The 15,691-nt window shown below is 71.6% G+C and carries 20 protein-coding genes; 5 read left to right on the forward strand and 15 right to left on the reverse strand.

The window, feature by feature from the left end; all coding sequences use genetic code 11:
* Positions 1 to 7: 7 nt before the first annotated feature.
* A complete protein-coding gene (locus tag ACSMXR_RS16550; protein WP_359136472.1) occupies positions 8 to 703 on the reverse strand; it encodes an RsiG family protein in 696 nt (231 codons plus the stop codon).
* Between the two features lie 115 nt (positions 704 to 818).
* On the opposite strand from ACSMXR_RS16550, the gene dtd reads away from it, so the two are divergent.
* The gene (dtd, locus tag ACSMXR_RS16555) at positions 819 to 1,268 is read left to right on the forward strand and encodes a D-aminoacyl-tRNA deacylase (RefSeq protein WP_137234858.1); all 450 of its coding nucleotides are present in this window, start codon (positions 819 to 821) and stop codon (positions 1,266 to 1,268) included.
* Positions 1,269 to 1,293: 25 nt separating this feature from the next.
* Here dtd and ygfZ read toward each other — a convergent pair whose 3' ends face one another.
* From ygfZ to ACSMXR_RS16585, 6 genes are all read right to left on the reverse strand, one after another.
* Complete coding sequence (gene ygfZ / locus ACSMXR_RS16560; protein WP_473172213.1) at positions 1,294 to 2,259, reverse strand: CAF17-like 4Fe-4S cluster assembly/insertion protein YgfZ; 966 nt, start codon at positions 2,257 to 2,259, stop codon at positions 1,294 to 1,296.
* Positions 2,260 to 2,268: 9 nt separating this feature from the next.
* Complete coding sequence (locus ACSMXR_RS16565) at positions 2,269 to 2,721, reverse strand: Fur family transcriptional regulator (RefSeq protein WP_137234856.1); 453 nt, start codon at positions 2,719 to 2,721, stop codon at positions 2,269 to 2,271.
* A 58-nt stretch (positions 2,722 to 2,779) separates the two neighbouring features.
* Positions 2,780 to 3,352 (reverse strand): heme-binding beta-barrel domain-containing protein, encoded by a 573-nt coding sequence (locus tag ACSMXR_RS16570; RefSeq protein ID WP_137234855.1) that lies wholly within the window; start codon positions 3,350 to 3,352, stop codon positions 2,780 to 2,782.
* A 279-nt stretch (positions 3,353 to 3,631) separates the two neighbouring features.
* Entirely contained in the window at positions 3,632 to 4,531 is a 900-nt protein-coding gene (locus tag ACSMXR_RS16575) for a hypothetical protein (RefSeq protein WP_473172214.1), read from the reverse strand.
* Entirely contained in the window at positions 4,528 to 5,346 is an 819-nt protein-coding gene (locus ACSMXR_RS16580) for a hypothetical protein (protein ID WP_473172215.1), read from the reverse strand. The genes ACSMXR_RS16575 and ACSMXR_RS16580 overlap by 4 nt, the downstream gene beginning before the upstream one ends.
* Complete coding sequence (locus tag ACSMXR_RS16585; RefSeq protein WP_473172216.1) at positions 5,343 to 6,155, reverse strand: hypothetical protein; 813 nt, start codon at positions 6,153 to 6,155, stop codon at positions 5,343 to 5,345. The genes ACSMXR_RS16580 and ACSMXR_RS16585 overlap by 4 nt, the downstream gene beginning before the upstream one ends.
* A 154-nt stretch (positions 6,156 to 6,309) precedes the next feature.
* Here ACSMXR_RS16585 and ACSMXR_RS16590 point away from each other — a divergent pair, with 154 nt between their 5' ends.
* Positions 6,310 to 6,672, forward strand: a complete 363-nt coding sequence (locus ACSMXR_RS16590; RefSeq protein WP_381911479.1) for a DsrE family protein — start codon at positions 6,310 to 6,312, stop codon at positions 6,670 to 6,672.
* Positions 6,673 to 6,676: 4 nt separating this feature from the next.
* Here ACSMXR_RS16590 and ACSMXR_RS16595 read toward each other — a convergent pair whose 3' ends face one another.
* The 8 genes from ACSMXR_RS16595 to ACSMXR_RS16630 form a co-directional block, all read right to left on the reverse strand.
* Positions 6,677 to 6,934, reverse strand: coding sequence for a DUF3099 domain-containing protein (locus ACSMXR_RS16595; protein WP_073806141.1), 258 nt, complete (start codon positions 6,932 to 6,934; stop codon positions 6,677 to 6,679).
* A gap of 139 nt (positions 6,935 to 7,073) precedes the next feature.
* Positions 7,074 to 7,361, reverse strand: a complete 288-nt coding sequence (locus ACSMXR_RS16600; protein WP_003968135.1) for a DUF1416 domain-containing protein — start codon at positions 7,359 to 7,361, stop codon at positions 7,074 to 7,076.
* Positions 7,362 to 7,400: 39 nt separating this feature from the next.
* Entirely contained in the window at positions 7,401 to 8,240 is an 840-nt protein-coding gene (locus ACSMXR_RS16605) for a sulfurtransferase (RefSeq protein ID WP_473172217.1), read from the reverse strand.
* Between the two features lie 166 nt (positions 8,241 to 8,406).
* Entirely contained in the window at positions 8,407 to 8,487 is an 81-nt protein-coding gene (locus tag ACSMXR_RS16610; protein WP_350310325.1) for a putative leader peptide, read from the reverse strand.
* Positions 8,488 to 8,716: 229 nt separating this feature from the next.
* Positions 8,717 to 9,406: an LmeA family phospholipid-binding protein gene (locus ACSMXR_RS16615; RefSeq protein WP_137234850.1), complete on the reverse strand. Its 690-nt coding sequence runs from the start codon at positions 9,404 to 9,406 to the stop codon at positions 8,717 to 8,719.
* Between the two features lie 140 nt (positions 9,407 to 9,546).
* On the reverse strand, positions 9,547 to 10,971 hold the full coding sequence (locus tag ACSMXR_RS16620; protein WP_473172218.1) for a hypothetical protein: 1,425 nt from the start codon (positions 10,969 to 10,971) through the stop codon (positions 9,547 to 9,549).
* A gap of 10 nt (positions 10,972 to 10,981) precedes the next feature.
* Positions 10,982 to 11,236: a MoaD/ThiS family protein gene (locus ACSMXR_RS16625; RefSeq protein ID WP_030078385.1), complete on the reverse strand. Its 255-nt coding sequence runs from the start codon at positions 11,234 to 11,236 to the stop codon at positions 10,982 to 10,984.
* A gap of 58 nt (positions 11,237 to 11,294) precedes the next feature.
* Positions 11,295 to 12,248: an alpha/beta hydrolase gene (locus ACSMXR_RS16630; protein ID WP_381911485.1), complete on the reverse strand. Its 954-nt coding sequence runs from the start codon at positions 12,246 to 12,248 to the stop codon at positions 11,295 to 11,297.
* 283 nt (positions 12,249 to 12,531) lie between these two features.
* Between ACSMXR_RS16630 and ACSMXR_RS16635 the strand changes: the two genes are divergently transcribed.
* From ACSMXR_RS16635 to ACSMXR_RS16645, 3 genes are all read left to right on the forward strand, one after another.
* On the forward strand, positions 12,532 to 13,338 hold the full coding sequence (locus tag ACSMXR_RS16635; RefSeq protein WP_137234847.1) for a response regulator transcription factor: 807 nt from the start codon (positions 12,532 to 12,534) through the stop codon (positions 13,336 to 13,338).
* A 24-nt stretch (positions 13,339 to 13,362) separates the two neighbouring features.
* Positions 13,363 to 14,403, forward strand: coding sequence for a LacI family DNA-binding transcriptional regulator (locus tag ACSMXR_RS16640; protein WP_103510960.1), 1,041 nt, complete (start codon positions 13,363 to 13,365; stop codon positions 14,401 to 14,403).
* A gap of 116 nt (positions 14,404 to 14,519) precedes the next feature.
* The gene (locus tag ACSMXR_RS16645) at positions 14,520 to 15,644 is read left to right on the forward strand and encodes a S1C family serine protease (RefSeq protein ID WP_473172219.1); all 1,125 of its coding nucleotides are present in this window, start codon (positions 14,520 to 14,522) and stop codon (positions 15,642 to 15,644) included.
* The last annotated feature ends 47 nt before the right edge of the window (positions 15,645 to 15,691 follow it).

Consider the following 15,691-nt stretch of genomic DNA (forward strand, 5'->3'; position numbering starts at 1 on the left):
GATCGCTTCAGGCGAGCAGGTCGTCTACTTGTGCTTCACCGTCACGGTACCTGCGGGCGATCTCCGCGCTGCAATCGTCGGCGGTGCGCTGGAGCTCGTGACGGCGGCGCGAGACCTGCTGTTCGTAGCGGACGAGCCGCCCCATCGCCGTGTGCAGTTCCTCGTCCGTCCGGGCGTCCAGATCGGACAGCTCGACCTCGGCGAGGGTCTCGGCGGCCAGCCGCCGGAACTCGTCGCCGCGCGGCGTCGTCAGCGTGACGTGCCGGGCGGAGGAGCGGTGCCGGGACGGGGTGTCGGCCAGGATCTCCGAGAGCCGGCTCACCACCGCCGCGTCCTCCACCGGCGCCTCCGGGTCCCGGCGGCGGGCCAGTTCGGCGCGCAGGATGTCGATCCGCCCCTGCACGAGCCGGCGTACGTAGCCGATGTCGGCCTCGTCGCGCTGGGCGTCCCGGCGCAGCGTCCGCAGCTCCGGCAGCCGCAGCCCGCCGAAGCCCGCGTCGCCGCCGAAGCCCGCGTCGCCGCCGGAGCCGCCGGACTGCTCGGGCACGGTGGCCGGCCCGGACACGGGCGCCTGGGCGGTCGGCGGCAGCGGCACGGGGTCCTGCCCCGGCAGACTGCGCTGTACGGGTGACCGCAGGGTGCTGGTGCGGTGACGTGCGCCCGGTACGGCACCGGGAGATTGTCCGGTTCCATATGTACTCATGCTGTTCCGTCCCCTCGACCGGTGCGTCGGCACACCGACATCGTGCATCGTGCCACCCCGCACGGTGGGGATGCAGGTGCTCTGTACCCGTTCAGCCCAAGATAGGTTGGTCTGTATGCGTGCAGTGGTACAGAGAGTGGACGGCGCGAGCGTCTCCGTCGCCGGTGCGGCGGACGACCCCTCGGCCCGGGGAATCGTCGGGGAGATCGTCGGCGAGGGCCTGTGTGTGCTGGTCGGGGTGACCCATGACGACACCCCCGAGAAGGCGGCGCAGCTGGCCCGCAAGCTCTGGTCGGTGCGCATCCTGGAGGGCGAGAAGTCCTGTTCCGATGTGCATGCGCCCCTCCTGGTGATTTCTCAGTTCACTCTCTACGGGGACGCCCGCAAGGGCCGCCGGCCCACCTGGAACGCCGCCGCGCCGGGCGAGGTCGCCGAGCCGCTGGTGGACGAGGTGGTGGCGCAGCTGCGGGCGCTGGGGGCGCAGGTGGAGACGGGCCGGTTCGGAGCGGACATGCGGGTCTCGCTCACGAACCACGGCCCGTTCACGGTGATCATCGAGGTGTAGCCGTACGCCGCGAGGCGCGGAGCGGTTACGGCTCGACGACCGTCTCCTGGGCGGCCGCCGTGTCCCCGGCGATCAGCTCCGCGTCGACGGCCACGTTCCGCTTGACCAGGGCCAGGGCGATCGGGCCCAGCTCGTGGTGGCGGGCCGAGGTGGTGATGAAGCCGAGCTGGCGGCCCTCCTGGCCGTCGGCGGCCAGCCGCACCGGCGTCCCGTGTCCGGGCAGGTGCACCTCGCTGCCGTCCAGGTGCAGGAAGACCAGCCGGCGCGGCGGCTTCCCCAGGTTGTGGACGCGGGCCACGGTCTCCTGGCCCCGGTAGCAGCCCTTCTGGAGGTGGACGGCGGTGCCGATCCAGCCCAGCTCGTGCGGAATGGTCCGGTGGTCGGTCTCGAAGCCGACGCGCGGCCGGTGCCCCTCGACGCGCAGCGCCTCGTACGCCAGGATCCCGGCGGCGGGGCCGTGGGCGGCGGCGTACGCCTCCAGCTCCGCGCGGGGCAGGAACAGGTCGCGGCCCTGCGGGGTCTCCCGTACGGCCACCGATTCCGGGACCTCCGCGATGGAGCCGGCCGGGAGGTGGACGACCGCGAGGTCGGCGGTGCGGTCGGCGACCTCGACCCGGTAGAAGAACTTCATCGACTCCAGGTAGGCGATCAGGTCGGCCTGGGTGTCGGGTTCGACGTGCATCCACACCGTCGTACCGTCGTCCACCAGATACATCGCGTGCTCGATGTGCCCGTTGGCGGAGAGGATGAGCGCTTCGGTCGCCTGGTGCGGGGCGAGGTCGCTGACGTGCTGGGTGAGCAGCAGGTGCAGCCAGCTCAGCCGGTCGTCGCCGGTGACGGTGACGACGCCCCGGTGGGAGAGGTCGACGAAGCCGTTGCCGTCGGCGAGGGCGCGTTGCTCGCGGAACAGGTCGCCGTAGTGCGCGGCGACACCTTCGTCGCGGCCTTCGGCGGGGACGGCGCCGGGCAGGGACAGCAGGGGGCTCTTCATGCGCCCAGCCTACGACTTGGCGGAGGCTTCCTCCGCTGCCTTCTTGGCGGCCGTGCACGAGGCGCAGCGGCCGAAGATCGCGAAGTGCTTCATATCGGTCTCGAAGCCGAAGTCGCCGCGGAGCTTCTCGGTGAAGTCGGCGACGACGGAGAGGTCCGCCTCGATGACGTCCTGGCAGTCCCGGCAGACCAGGTGGATGTGGTGGTGGCGGTCGGCCAGGTGGTACGTGGGGGCGCCGTGCCCCAGATGGGCGTGGCTGACGAGCCCGAGCTCCTCCAGGAGCTCCAGGGTCCGGTACACCGTGGAGATGTTCACGCCGGACGCGGTCCTGCGCACCTCGCACAGGATGTCGTCCGGCGTCGCGTGCTCCAGGGCGTCGACCGCCTCCAGGACGAGCTGACGCTGGGGCGTCAGCCGGTAGCCGCGCTGCCGAAGATCGGTCTTCCAGTCGGTGCTCACCACACGCCCAGTCTAGGCGTGCGGTCAAACACCCGCGGTGGCTCTGCTCGCTCTGCTCGCTCTACTTGAAGAACGCGATGCCGTCGTCCGGCATGTCCTCAAGATTCCGGGCCATCTCGGCGACCTCTTCGGGGGTGACGACCTTCTTCAGGTGCGCCGACATGTACGGGCGCAGCTCGACCTCGGGCGTCGCCTTCTCGCCGACCCACATCAGGTCGCTCTTGACGTACCCGTAGAGCCGCTTGCCACCGCTGTACGGGCCGGAGGCCGCCGTACGGGCCACCGCGTCGGTGACCAGGTCGATCTGCGGCTTCTGGTCGGCCAGCTCGCCGTACCAGATCTCGATGACGCCCTGGTCGCGGGCCATGACGACCTCGACCTTGCGGTCCTTGTCAATGCGCCAGTAGCCGGTCTCCGTCTCCAGCGGCCGGACCTGCTTGCCCTCTTCGTCCAGGACCCAGGTGCGGGAGACGTACTCCAGGAAGTCACGGCCGTCGTGGCTGAAGGTGACTTCCTGGCCGAAGTTGCACTTCTCGGCGCCGGGGAAGTCGGACACACCCGCGCCCGCCCAGTTGCCGAGGAGGAAGGCCAGCGGGACGAGGTCCGGGTGGAGGTCGGACGGAATCTCGATCATGAGCGGCTCAGACGATCTGTGAGGGTACGAGGGGTGGGCGGGAAACCGTGGGACGGCGAGGGTCAGCGCTGGCCCTGGTACAGCTTCTTCACGGTGATCGCGGCGAAGGCGGTGACGCCGACGCAGACCAGGATCAGCAGGGCGGTGAAGAATGCCTCAAGCACAGGGAGCTCCTCGTGACGAGCGGGTGGCGGCGGTGACAGGGCCGGGCCCCCAGCCTAATGGGTGGGGGCCCGGCCTTCTCGTTCAGGTGTCGGCCGCGGGGGCACGGCACGGGTCTCAGCCGAGCAGCTGATTCTGCAGGATCAGCGTCTGCTGGAAGGGGATGCGGCCCGTCTCCCGCTTTCCGGCGCGCTCGTGCACGACGAGGGCGACCGTGTCGCCCGCCTGGGTGTACGCCTGCCGGACGTGCTCGGCGCCGAAGGGCGCCTGCTCGGCGAAGACGTACGAGGAGAGGTTCTCGACGTTGTTGGCCGAGCTCCAGGTGCCGTCGATCTCGGTGGTGTCCGTACGCGCCAGCGGCGTACCGGCCGAAGCGCCCACGTGCAGATCGTCGAGCAGCCGGCTCGCGAACGCCGTGGAGTTGAACCGCACCAGATAGATCCGGGACGTGGTGCCGTCCGGCATGGTCCAGCCGCGGGCCGCTATGTGGCGCGGCGCGGCGTCCTGGAGGAGCTGGGCCACCGACGTGCGGTCCTGCCGCCGGTAGGCGTCGAGGAACGTCTCCGTGGAGATCCAGCCGCCGGTCAGCTTCTTGTCCGGCACCGCTCCGGCGGGGGCAGGCAGCAGCAGGTCGCGCAGGTCGGCGTGGTGGATCTCGGCCGGGTTGCCGGCCGCGAACGGCCGGGGCGAACCGGCCGGGAGCGCGGGCAGCGACAGCTTCGGGTAGTCCCAGCGGCCGTCGCCCTCGGTGGCGAGCCCGGGTACGTCGGTCCGCTCCAGGGAGGCGATCCCGAAGGCCGTACCGGTGCCGAGCACCCCGAACGCCAGCGTGGCGGCCGTCCACCGCGCGACGGCCCGCAGCACCCGCCGGGGCGGCTTCGGCGACGCGTCGGGCACCAGGGGCGGAACCTCGGGCATCGCCGGGATCACGGCCGGTGCGGGCGCCTCCGCTGCCTCAGGAGTCACCGCCGTCTCAGGAGTCACCGTCGTCTCGGGGGTCACCGTCTGGTCGCTCATATGTACTCCCCCGGGGAGGTGATGTGGTCGAGCTGGTCCTTCACCAGGTCCCGGACGGCGGACGGGCTGAACGGCTTGCTGCCGTTGGCCTCGACGCTCACCGAGACCTCACCGTCGTAGGCGATGCAGCTGACGCCGTCGAGGGTGTTCTTGTCGCCCTTCGGCAGCCGGTAGCAGGCCACCTTCTTGTGGCCTTCGATCGACGGGCCCTTGCGGAAGTCGCCGAAGGAGTCCAGCAGCTTCTTGCGGTCCAGGTACGTCTGGCGCACGGCCCGCTTGTCCCGCATCTTCACGATCTGGACGTTCACGACGAGGTCGTTCTCGGCCGAGGTGTACGAGCGCTGCGCCACGCCCTGGATACGGAGCCGCTCGACCAGCTTGTTCAGCTCGCGGCGGTCCTTGCCGGCCAGCCCGCGCCCCATCTCCTTCATCGCGGCGGTGGCCTTCGCGCCGCTCGTCTCGCTGTCGTTGCCGATCTCGCCGATGTCCGGGCCGAGCCGGTACCCCTTCGGGACCGGCAGCAGGAGCCTGGTCAGCTCGGTGTCGTGGCGGCCCCGGGACGGGTCGCCCGCCGGGTCCTTGCCGGTGGGCGCGTGGTCGTCGTCCCAGACGGCCGTGGTGACCTTGCGGTCGGCGGTGTCCACGGTGGCGTCGGTGTACGCGGCCGCCCCGCCGATCGCCGCGAGCACCAGGCCGACCGGCAGCGCGGTCAGCAGCACCCGGCGCACCCGGCCGGCGGGGGCGGGAGCGGTGTCGGGGGCAGGAAGGGCGGCGGGGACGGCGGGGTCGGGGGCAGGGTTCGTCTCGTCGTTCACAGCCGCTCCAGCTGTCGCTCGGCCAGCGTCCGGATGACCTTCTTGCTGATCGGGACGGTGTCGAAGATGTTGATGTCGAGCGCGATGTCACCGCGCACGGCCAGGGCCCTGGCCCGGTAGGAGGGGAGGTAGCCCGCCTCGCGCTGGACCGGGTAGAGGAAGTAGCGGCCCTCACGGCTGCCCTTGATCGGGTCCCCCACGTTGTCCGCGCCGAGCGTGTCCGCGGGCATGTACATCATCTGTTCGCTGAAGTGGTCCGCCGCGCCGAGCATGTCTCCGGACCGGAACTGGATCAGCTCGACCGTGGTCTCCCGGTACTTCCCCTGCATCCACGAGGCCGAGGCCACCCGGCGCAGATCCGCCGCGGCCAGCGTCTCGAACATGTAGTGCGGGTCGTCGTAGTAGTCCTGTACGTACTCGTCGATCGGCTCCCAGCCGTCGTCGAGCCCCAGCCCGTCGGTGAAGGCCTTCTTCGCACCCTTGGGCCGGTCGACGAGCAGCTTGCGCAGGTCGCCGTCCGTCCTGACCCGCCGGTCCTGGGCCGCGGGCAGCGGGGCCCGATCGGCGGCCGCCGGCTTCGCCGGATAGCCGATACCGGGCTGCGACAGGGCGGTCAGCGGCGTCGGCTCCCGCTCCGCCTGGACGCCGTAGCCCACGGCGACCCCGGCGGAGATCCCGAGCAGCGCCGCCGCCGCGATGATCAGCGTCGTACGGCCGCGCGGCCGGCGTCGTACGGGCACCTCGGCCGGGACGGCCGGAGCCGGGACGGCCGGGGCCGGCGGCTCGGCCTGCGCGGGCGGGGCCGGCACGGGTGCGGGCCCTTCCGGCGCGGCAGGAATGGTGTCGTTCGGTTCCAAAAGGGTCCCCCCAAAAGACCTGAAGCGCGGGTTTCCCTTACCTGCGCGCACAAGTGACCCCCAGGTCAGCGAGGAGGTTGCCTTCCCGACGATTACAGTTCGGCATATGCCGAAGAAGCTTGTGATCAAGGTGACCGCCGGGCCCGAGGCCGCCGAGCGCTGCTCGCAGGCCTTCACCGTGGCGGCCGTGGGTGTCGCCAGCGGTGTCGAGGTCTCGCTCTGGCTGACCGGGGAGTCCTCGTGGTTCGCGCTGCCGGGCCGGGCCGCGGAGTTCGAACTGCCGCACGCCGCCCCGCTGCCCGACCTGCTGGAATCGATCCTGGCGGGCGGCCGGATCACCCTGTGCACCCAGTGCGCGGCCCGGCGCGACATCACGGAGCAGGACGTGCTGGAGGGCGTACGCATCGCGGGCGCGCAGGTCTTCGTGCAGGAGGCCATGGCCGACGACACCCAGGCGCTCGTCTACTGACGGCTCAGCGGCGTTTCTTGCCGTCCAGCTCGTCCCACCACTCGTCGGACTTCGGGTCCCCGGAGGGGTCGTCCCACCAACGGTCCTCCGGGCCCCGCCGGTTGGCGACCATCGCGGCGACCGGCGGGATCACCATGGCGACCACGCACATGCCGATGGCGACCGGCATGGACCACAGGCGCACCACGGCCCAGGCAGACACGAAGAGCGCGATGCATCCGCCCATCATGAGGAAGTAGTTCCGCCTGCGTCGGGCGTACATGCTTCCAGCGTAGGACTCCGCGCGCCGGACGGCACGAAGGGCCGCACCCCGCGTCAGGTGGCGTCCAACCCCCTGGGGTGCGGCCCTTCGGCCGTTCTGGGTGCCGTGGAAAACGGCGTACCGCGGATCCCGCGAAGGATCAGACGGCGATGGCGACCTCGGAGAGACCGCCGGTCTGCGCGACGACCGTGCGGTCGGCGCTGCCGCCCGGAACCAGGGCGCGGAGCGTCCAGGTGCCCTCGGCCGCGTAGAACCGGAACTGTCCGGTCGCCGAGGTCGGGACCTCGGCGGTGAACTCACCCGTCGAGTCCAGCAGCCGCACGTAACCGGTGACGGGCTCGCCGTCGCGGGTCACGCTGCCCTGGATGGTGGTCTCACCGGGCTTGATCGTCGAAGCGTCGGGGCCACCGGCCTGTGCTCCACACATGGTTCTGTCCTTCTGGTCGGGTCGTGCGGGTCGGTCGGGTTACTTGGCGGGGCCGAGCTCGATCGGCACGCCGACGAGGGAGCCGTACTCGGTCCAGGAACCGTCGTAGTTCTTGACGTTCTCGACACCGAGAAGCTCGTGCAGGACGAACCAGGTGAGCGCGGAACGCTCACCGATGCGGCAGAGGGCGATGGTGTCCTTCGCCAGGTCGACCTGCTCGTCCTCGTAGAGCGCCTTCAGCTCGTCGTCCGACTTGAAGGTGCCGTCGTCGTTGGCGTTCTTCGACCACGGGATGTTGCGCGAGCTGGGCACGTGGCCGGGGCGCTGCGACTGCTCCTGCGGGAGGTGGGCCGGGGCGAGCAGCTTGCCGCTGAACTCGTCGGGCGACCGCACGTCCACGATGTTCTTGTTGCCGATGGCCTTGACGACGTCGTCGCGGTAGGCGCGGATCGACTCGTCCTGCGGCTTGGCCGTGTACTGGGTGGCCGGGCGGGTGGGAACGACGTCGGTCAGGTCGCGGGAGTCCAGCTCCCACTTCTTGCGGCCGCCGTCGAGGAGCTTGACGTTCTCGTGGCCGTACAGCTTGAAGTACCAGTACGCGTAGGAGGCGAACCAGTTGTTGTTGCCGCCGTAGAGGACGACCAGCGTGTCGTTGCCGATGCCCTTCTCGCTGAGCAGCTTCTCGAAGCCTGCCTGGTCGACGAAGTCACGGCGGACCGGGTCCTGGAGGTCCTTGGTCCAGTCGATCCGGATCGCGTTCTTGATGTGGTTCTTCTCGTACGCCGAGGTGTCCTCGTCCACCTCGACGATGGCGACCTGCGGGTCGTCGATGTGGGCCTCGACCCAGTCGGCGTCTACCAGGACGTCGCTGCGGCTCATGTTGTTCTCCTCCGGGGCAGTCTGCGGCGGGGTGGTGCGAAATGCGGAGTGTGCGAGGTGCGGGTGTACGCGCGGAGGCACGGAACGCGGCGCGTACGGGGCACGGCGTCGGCCCTGACTACGGTCGAAGGGCCGGGGAGAAGCGGGACGGGTGCGAACGCCCCGCTCAGAAGGTGCGACAGAGCATGGCGGCGACGCGGCACAGGTCTACTGCCCGCCGCTTCGTGAGATCCGCCTGTCGCTTCATGGGTCCGATCGTAGGGAGGTACGGACGGAGATGTCACCGTCGTGTCGCATGATGAGACACGATCATCCGTGATGTGAGACGGAGAAAGGGTCGGCGGACCCTCCGCCCCGCGCCGGGTCCCTCCGAGCCTTCCCCGCATCTGCGGACCGGACGCGGGCGTCTCACCATGCGGATCGGCCGGTCGGACGGTCAGCCGATCGGCCGGTCAGCCGGACAGCCGGTCAGCCGGTCAGCCGGTCAGGGCGACGTCCGAGCCGGTCACCGAGATCTCCAGGCCCTTCTCCGTCACCTTGACCTGGTGCAGCTCCAGGCCCTTCGGCAGCCCGTCGACGTCACCCTCGAAGTCGGTCTTCTTGCGGATCAGTTCCTCGACGCCGGGAAGCCCTTCGCCCGGCACCTTGTCCGCGCGCACCTTGATCGTGTGACCGTCGACGCGGGTCACGGTGGACAGCACGCTGCGCGAGATCGGGCGGCCCAGGACCTCGACCGTGCCGGTGACCTTCGCCTTGCCGTTGCCGCCGTACTCCACGACGACGCCATCGCTGGCCGCCGCCGTCAGATCCTCGTAACTGACGAGTGCGGTGCCGGTGGCACGGGCGGCCGTGGCGCTCCGGTAGCCGGACCCGAGCTTCACGTCGTGCAGCTCGGCCCGGACCTCGCTGACCCGCATCGCACGGCCGGCCGCGCTGGTCTCCATGCCGGTGAGGCTGACGTCGACCCGGTCGAGCTGCGAACCGGCGAGCTGGGTGAGGAAGGGGAAACCCTTGATCGAGATCTCCGTCGTGGCGGGGCCGCCCCCGCTGATCGTGACCCGGTCCTCCGCCTCGGACTCGGCGAACCAGACGGCGGCGCGGTCGACGGCGACGAAGAGGCCGCCGAGCACCACCACCAGGACCAGCAGTATTCGCAGTGCGCGCATGTGTCGTTTCCCCACCCTGTGCCGATCGGTCCCCCTGGCGCCCGTGAGCCTACTGCCGCAGGAACAGGAGCGGGCGCCCTGGATGATCGACGAGCGACGGCCCCTCATCGGTTCCCGAGGGGCCGTCAGGGGAGAGCGCGTCAGAGGACGGCGCGGCCGACCAGATAGACGGCCGGGGCCGCCACGGTCAGCGGCAGCGCCACCCCGGCGGTCATGTGCACGAACCGGGACGGGTAGTCGTAGCTCGCCACCCGCAGTCCGATGAGCGCGGCCCCGCCCGCCGCGAGGCCGAGCAGCGCGCCCTTCGCGCCGAAGTCCGTCAGCGCGCCGACCGCGATGCCCGCGCCCGCACCCGCGAGCAGGGCCACTGCGACGGAGGCCGCGCCGGGCAGCGGGAGGGCCCGGGCGAGCGTGGCCGCCGCGACGGCCACCCCGCCGACCGCCACCGCGTCCGGGAGCGCCGCGAGATGTCCGCCGGCGAGCACCGCGAGGGACGCGGAGACGACGGTGGCCATCAGCCCGTACATCCGCTCGTCGGCCCCCGCGTGGCTGCGGAGCTGGAGCACCACGGTGAGCAGCACCCAGACGCCCAGGGTGCCCAGCAGCGCGGCGGGACCGTGCTCCCGGCCCGCCGCGAGCAGGGCGACATCGGCGACGAGCCCGCCGGCGAAGGCGAGCGCGATGCCCTGGCGGGCCGGCCACATGCCGTTGAGCCGGAACCATCCGGCGGCCGTCACCGCCTGGAGGAGCACCACCGGGACGAGCAGGGCGTACGTCCCGATCGCCGCGCCGCCCGCGAGCAGCAGGCCCAGTACGGCGGTGAGCGCCGCGGGCTGCATCCCCGGCGCGATGATCGGCGAGCGGCCCTCGGCGCGGGCCCGCTGGGCGTCGGTGATCCGGGCGTTGCCCAGCGTCGTGGGCGCGCTGTAGCCCGTGTCACCGGGCCCCGGCTGCCCGGCCGCGGGCTCCGGTGCGGAGGGCGGGGCGGGCGCTGCGGCCGGTGCGACGGGTGGGGCGGGCGTGGCCGGGACCTCGGGCGGCAACGGGAAGGAGCCCGAGGCGGCCTGGGGCGGCAGATAGGCGGTGTCGGCCGCCGAGGCCGAGGGCCGGTAGGGCTGCTGGTGCTGCTGCTGCCCCTGATGCTGGTGCCCGTGGTGCTGGGGCTCCTGGTGCCGCGGTTCCTGGTACCGGGGTTCCTGATACTGCTGCTGGTACGGAGCGTGCGGCTGCGGCTGCGGCATCCCGTACGCGCCGGGCTGCTGCTGTCCGTACGGATCCGGCTGCGGCGCCCCGTACGCCTCCGGCTGCCCGTAACCCTGGCCCTGCGCCTGGCTCTGCCCCTGCTCCCGGTGCGGGTCGTCCGGGCGGATCGTCGGCTGGTACTGCGTGTCCCAGGTCGGCGCCTGCCAGGTCTGCGTCGCGCCCTGGTCGAAGGCGGCCGGATCCTGCGGCGCGGCGGGCCCGCCCGCCGTCCCGTCGGGCCAGTGCGGCGACGACGGCTGCGGCTGCTGCCGCTCGGGGTCGTACGGAGACGGGTACGGGTACTGCTGATCGCTGCTGCTCATGGCCTGCGGTTCACCCTCCTGCGAACGGCGGGAGCACCTCGACCGTGCCGCCCTCGGCAAGGCGTACGGTCTCATGCCCGCGGCTCCCGACGGGGTTCCCGTCGATGAGGAACGAGCACCGCCGCAGCACCTGGCTCAGCTCGCCGGGATGCCGTCTGCGCACCGCGTCGAGCGCCTCGGCGAGGGTCGCCGCCGCGTACGGTTCCTCCGCGGTGCCCGCGGCGGCCTTCGCCGCAGCCCAGTAGCGGATCGTCCCCGCTGCCATGGCGCCACTCCTTCGGTCGGTTCGTCGGACGCCTCGTGCGTCAGCTCTCCATGATGGGTCACGCGGGCAGTGCGGCCGTCGCCCAGTCGGCGATACGGGCCAGGAGGGCGTCGTCCGCCGCGTTCTCCGCGTGGCCCATCCCCCGCTCCAGCCACAGCTCCGCACCGCCGGGCCCGGCGGCCTCCGCCAGCATCCTCGGGTGGTCCAGCGGGAAGTACGGGTCGCGGTCGCCGTGCACCAGGAGCAGCGGGGCCGGGGCGATGAGCGGGACCGCGGCGACCGGGGAGAGCGGGACGGGGTTCCACTCCTCGGTGGCGATGCGGGTACGGAATCCGTAGCGGCCGACGAGGCGGCCCGTGGGGCGGGTGACCACCCAGTGCAGCCGGCGCATCGGGGCCGTCCCCCGGTAGTACCAGCGGGCGGGAGCACTCACGGAGACCACCACGTCCGAGTGCGCCCCCGTGCGCCGCGTGCGCCCCTCGCGCTCCGGTACGCGAACGGGCGTATCCGCGTCCAAAGAATCGTCCAGGGAATCTCCCGTGGATTCCGCCGTATACAAAGCCCCGTGCCGGAGCACCACGGAGCCGCCCATCGAGAACCCGACCGTAACGATCCGGGTGTGCCCGAGCTCCCGCGCCCAGGCCACCGCGGCGGCCAGATCCAGCACCTCGCGGTCGCCCACGGTGGAGCGTCCGCCGGACCGCCCGTGGCCCCGGAACGAGAACGTGATCACGGCCGCACGCTGGGCGAACGCCCGCGCGGCCCGTCGTACGGCGGGGCGGTCCGCCGAGCCGGTGAAGCCGTGCGCGACGACGATCGCGGGGGTCGTCGCGGGGTCCGCCGCGGCGGTCGCGGCCACCCCCTCGCGCGCCGCCGCGGAACCCGCCGTACACGGTTCGTACACCGCCTCGACCCGTACGCCGTCATCGGTCAGCAAGGTGGCGCAACGGGGCGGAGGCGTGAGCAAGGGAACAGAAGAACTCAGGAATCGACCCTCGGACACGGAACTCATGTGGGCTATTCTGCTGCGAAGAGGATCCGGGCAATGCAGCCCCCGGGTCCTTTTGTGCTTTACCGGCGTTGTTACGACGACGTTTCCACAAGCTCAGCGGTCCCAGGGCGCGGGACCGCACCGTGAAACCCGCATGACGCGGGACGCAGGACGTACGAAGCAGTGCCGCATACTCCCCCGGGTCCGACCCGGGAGTGCCCCTCTCGCAGGGAACGAGGAGGACCGACGTAATGGGCGAGCGAACCGTGCAACACGATCGACCGAACCAGGCAGGTGGGCGGCGATGAGTTCACTGCTGCTTCTCACGAACGCACTCCAGCCGTCGACGGAGGTGCTCCCCGCCCTCGGTCTTCTGCTCCACAGCGTGCGGGTGGCCCCCGCCGAGGGCCCGGCCCTCGTGGACACCCCGGGCGCCGACGTGATCCTCGTCGACGGGCGCCGCGACCTCCCGCAGGTCCGCTCGCTCTGTCAGCTGCTGCGGTCCACCGGACCCGGCTGTCCGCTGATCCTCGTCGTCACCGAGGGCGGTCTCGCGGCCGTCACCGCCGACTGGGGCGTGGACGACGTCCTGCTGGACACGGCGGGACCGGCGGAGGTCGAGGCCCGGCTGCGGCTGGCCATGGGCCGCCAGCAGATCACCTCCGACGACTCCCCGATGGAGATCCGCAACGGCGATCTCTCCGTCGACGAGGCGACGTACAGCGCGAAACTCAAGGGCCGGGTCCTGGACCTGACCTTCAAGGAATTCGAACTGCTGAAATACCTCGCCCAGCACCCGGGCCGGGTGTTCACCCGCGCCCAGCTCCTCCAGGAGGTCTGGGGCTACGACTACTTCGGCGGTACGCGGACGGTCGACGTCCATGTACGGCGGCTCCGCGCCAAGCTCGGCCCCGAGCACGAGTCGCTGATCGGCACCGTGCGCAACGTCGGCTACCGCTTCGTCACGCCGGAGAAGGTCGAGCGTGCGGCGGAGGAGGCGAAGGAGCGCGCGGGCGGGCGGCCGAAGGCCGACGGACCCGTCGCCCGTTCGGAGCAGTCCTCTTCGGCCACGGCGGAGGAAGAAGCCCCGGTAGAGGCTGCCAAGAGGTAGTTCCATCCGCGTAGACTGCGGCGCGTGGCCAAGGTGACGCGGGACGATGTGGCGAGACTGGCGGGGACGTCGACCGCGGTCGTCAGCTACGTCATCAACAACGGACCCCGGCCGGTCGCCCCGGCCACGCGCGAGCGGGTGCTCGCCGCGATCAAGGAGCTGGGTTACCGCCCCGACCGGGTCGCCCAGGCCATGGCCTCGCGCCGCACGGACCTCATAGGCATGATCGTTCCGGACGCCCGGCAGCCGTTCTTCGCGGAGATGGCGCACGCGGTCGAACAGGCCGCGGCCGAGCGCGGCAAGATGGTGCTCGTCGGCAATTCCGACTACCGCGACGAGCGCGAGGTCCACTATCTGCGGGCCTTCCTCGGGATGCGGGTCTCCGGTCTGATCCTGGTCAGCCAGGGCCCCAGCGAGCGCGCCGCCGCCGAGATCGAGGCCTGGGACGCCCGGGTCGTCCTGCTGCACGAGCGCCCCGAGGCGATCGACGACGTCGCCGTCGTCACCGACGACGTGGGCGGCGCCCAGCTCGCCACCCGGCATCTGCTGGAGCACGGCAACGCGTACGTGGCCTGCCTCGGCGGCACGGAGGAGACCCCGTCGGTCGGCGACCCGGTCGCCGACCACGTCGAGGGCTGGCGCCGGGCGATGCACGAGTCGGGCCGCTCCACGGAGGGCCGGCTCTTCCAGGCCCCGTACAACCGTTACGACGCCTATCAGGTGGCCCTCGGGCTGCTGGCGGGACCGGACCGGCCGCCGGCGATCTTCTGCGCCACCGACGACCAGGCCATCGGCGTGCTGCGGGCCGCCCGTGAGCTGCGTATCGACGTGCCGGGCGAGCTGGCGGTGGCCGGGTTCGACGACGTGAAGGAAGCGGGCCTCACCGATCCGCCGCTGACCACGGTCTACTCCGACCGGCCGGCGATGGCGCGGGCGGCGGTGGACCTGGTGCTGGACGACTCGCTCCGGGTCTCCGGATCGCGGCGCGAGCGGCTGAAGCAGTTCCCCTCCGCGCTGGTGGTCCGGCGCTCGTGCGGCTGCGGAGAGCCCTCCGCGTCCGCCTGAGCCGCCTCCCCCTTCCGGCTTCCCGCTGCGGCCTTTACAGCGGGCATACGCGGTTCTTCCGGGCTTCTCAGGACGTACTCAGGCCCTTCTCATGTTCGCTGGCCAGCCTGGTGCACATGACGGAGAACCTTCGCCCGAGCGGCGCGCACTCGACGGACCAGGACCCGACCGCGTACCCGTACGCCTCCTCCTACGGCACGGCGCAGGACAGCACGGCGCAGGACGGCACGGCGTACAGCGACACGGCGTACAGCGGCACGGCGCAGGACGGCACGGCGTACGCCGGAGCCGCGGGCGGTTACCCGCCGCCGCCCCCGTACGCCCCCACCAACCGGCGCCGGGCCAAGCGGCCGGTCGCGCTGCTGGCGGCGGTGGCGATCGCGGCGGGCGTGATCGGCGGCGGCACCGCCACCCTGATCGGCCAGCTGAACGGCCAGAACTCCGCCGCCACCGGCTCCGGCGGCGCGGTCAACGGCACCACCGTCTCGCAGAGCAGCAAGGGCACCGTCGCGGGCGTCGCGGAGGCGGTCTCGCCCGCGATCGTGGAGATCGGCGCGACCTCCTCGGCGGGCAAGTCCACCGGATCGGGCGTGGTGATCACCGAGGACGGCGAGATCGTCACCAACAACCACGTCATCTCGGGCGCGCAGCAGATCCAGGTCACCCTCTCCACCGGCAAGACGTACACCGCCGACGTCGTGGGCACCGACCCCGACAAGGACCTCGCGCTCATCAAGCTCCAGGGCGCGAGCGGGCTGAAGACGGCCACGCTCGGCGACTCCTCGCAGGTCAAGGTGGGCGACGAGGTCGTGGCGATCGGTTCGCCGGAGGGGCTGACCGGCACCGTCACCAGCGGCATCGTTTCCGCGCTCGACCGGGACGTCACCGTCGCCAAGGACGACTCCGGCAGCTCCGGGCAGGACCAGGACCAGGGCCGGCAGGGCGGCGGCCAGCAGTGGCCGTTCGAGTTCGGTGGTCAGCAGTTCAACGGCGACACGGGCGAGGAGACGACCACGTACAAGGCGCTCCAGACCGACGCCTCGCTCAACCCCGGCAACTCCGGCGGTGCGCTGATCAACATGGACGGGGAGATCATCGGCATCAACTCCGCGATGTACGCGCCCAGTTCCTCGGCCTCGGGCAGCGGTTCCTCGGCGGGCAGCGTGGGCCTCGGCTTCGCGATCCCGGTGAACACGCTCAAGGCCGACCTGGACACCCTGCGCGCCGGGAACAACTCCTGACCGTGCGAGGCTGAGACCGCCCGCGCAGGGCGACGGACCAGGTCGAC

This window comes from Streptomyces sp. DSM 106670 (assembly GCF_055792845.1).

Excerpts from the sequence above, each read along its gene's own strand:
- ACSMXR_RS16550 (WP_359136472.1), bottom strand. The coding sequence starts at position 703 with ATGAGTACATATGGAACCGGACAATCTCCCGGTGCCGTACCGGGCGCA.
- dtd (WP_137234858.1), top strand. The coding sequence starts at position 819 with ATGCGTGCAGTGGTACAGAGAGTGGACGGCGCGAGCGTCTCCGTCGCC.
- ygfZ (WP_473172213.1), bottom strand. The coding sequence starts at position 2,259 with ATGAAGAGCCCCCTGCTGTCCCTGCCCGGCGCCGTCCCCGCCGAAGGC.
- ACSMXR_RS16570 (WP_137234855.1), bottom strand. The coding sequence starts at position 3,352 with ATGATCGAGATTCCGTCCGACCTCCACCCGGACCTCGTCCCGCTGGCC.
- ACSMXR_RS16575 (WP_473172214.1), bottom strand. The coding sequence starts at position 4,531 with ATGAGCGACCAGACGGTGACCCCCGAGACGACGGTGACTCCTGAGACG.
- ACSMXR_RS16590 (WP_381911479.1), top strand. The coding sequence starts at position 6,310 with ATGCCGAAGAAGCTTGTGATCAAGGTGACCGCCGGGCCCGAGGCCGCC.
- ACSMXR_RS16595 (WP_073806141.1), bottom strand. The coding sequence starts at position 6,934 with ATGTACGCCCGACGCAGGCGGAACTACTTCCTCATGATGGGCGGATGC.
- ACSMXR_RS16600 (WP_003968135.1), bottom strand. The coding sequence starts at position 7,361 with ATGTGTGGAGCACAGGCCGGTGGCCCCGACGCTTCGACGATCAAGCCC.
- ACSMXR_RS16605 (WP_473172217.1), bottom strand. The coding sequence starts at position 8,240 with ATGAGCCGCAGCGACGTCCTGGTAGACGCCGACTGGGTCGAGGCCCAC.
- ACSMXR_RS16610 (WP_350310325.1), bottom strand. The coding sequence starts at position 8,487 with ATGAAGCGACAGGCGGATCTCACGAAGCGGCGGGCAGTAGACCTGTGC.
- ACSMXR_RS16615 (WP_137234850.1), bottom strand. The coding sequence starts at position 9,406 with ATGCGCGCACTGCGAATACTGCTGGTCCTGGTGGTGGTGCTCGGCGGC.
- ACSMXR_RS16620 (WP_473172218.1), bottom strand. The coding sequence starts at position 10,971 with ATGAGCAGCAGCGATCAGCAGTACCCGTACCCGTCTCCGTACGACCCC.
- ACSMXR_RS16625 (WP_030078385.1), bottom strand. The coding sequence starts at position 11,236 with ATGGCAGCGGGGACGATCCGCTACTGGGCTGCGGCGAAGGCCGCCGCG.
- ACSMXR_RS16630 (WP_381911485.1), bottom strand. The coding sequence starts at position 12,248 with ATGAGTTCCGTGTCCGAGGGTCGATTCCTGAGTTCTTCTGTTCCCTTG.
- ACSMXR_RS16635 (WP_137234847.1), top strand. The coding sequence starts at position 12,532 with ATGAGTTCACTGCTGCTTCTCACGAACGCACTCCAGCCGTCGACGGAG.
- ACSMXR_RS16645 (WP_473172219.1), top strand. The coding sequence starts at position 14,520 with ATGACGGAGAACCTTCGCCCGAGCGGCGCGCACTCGACGGACCAGGAC.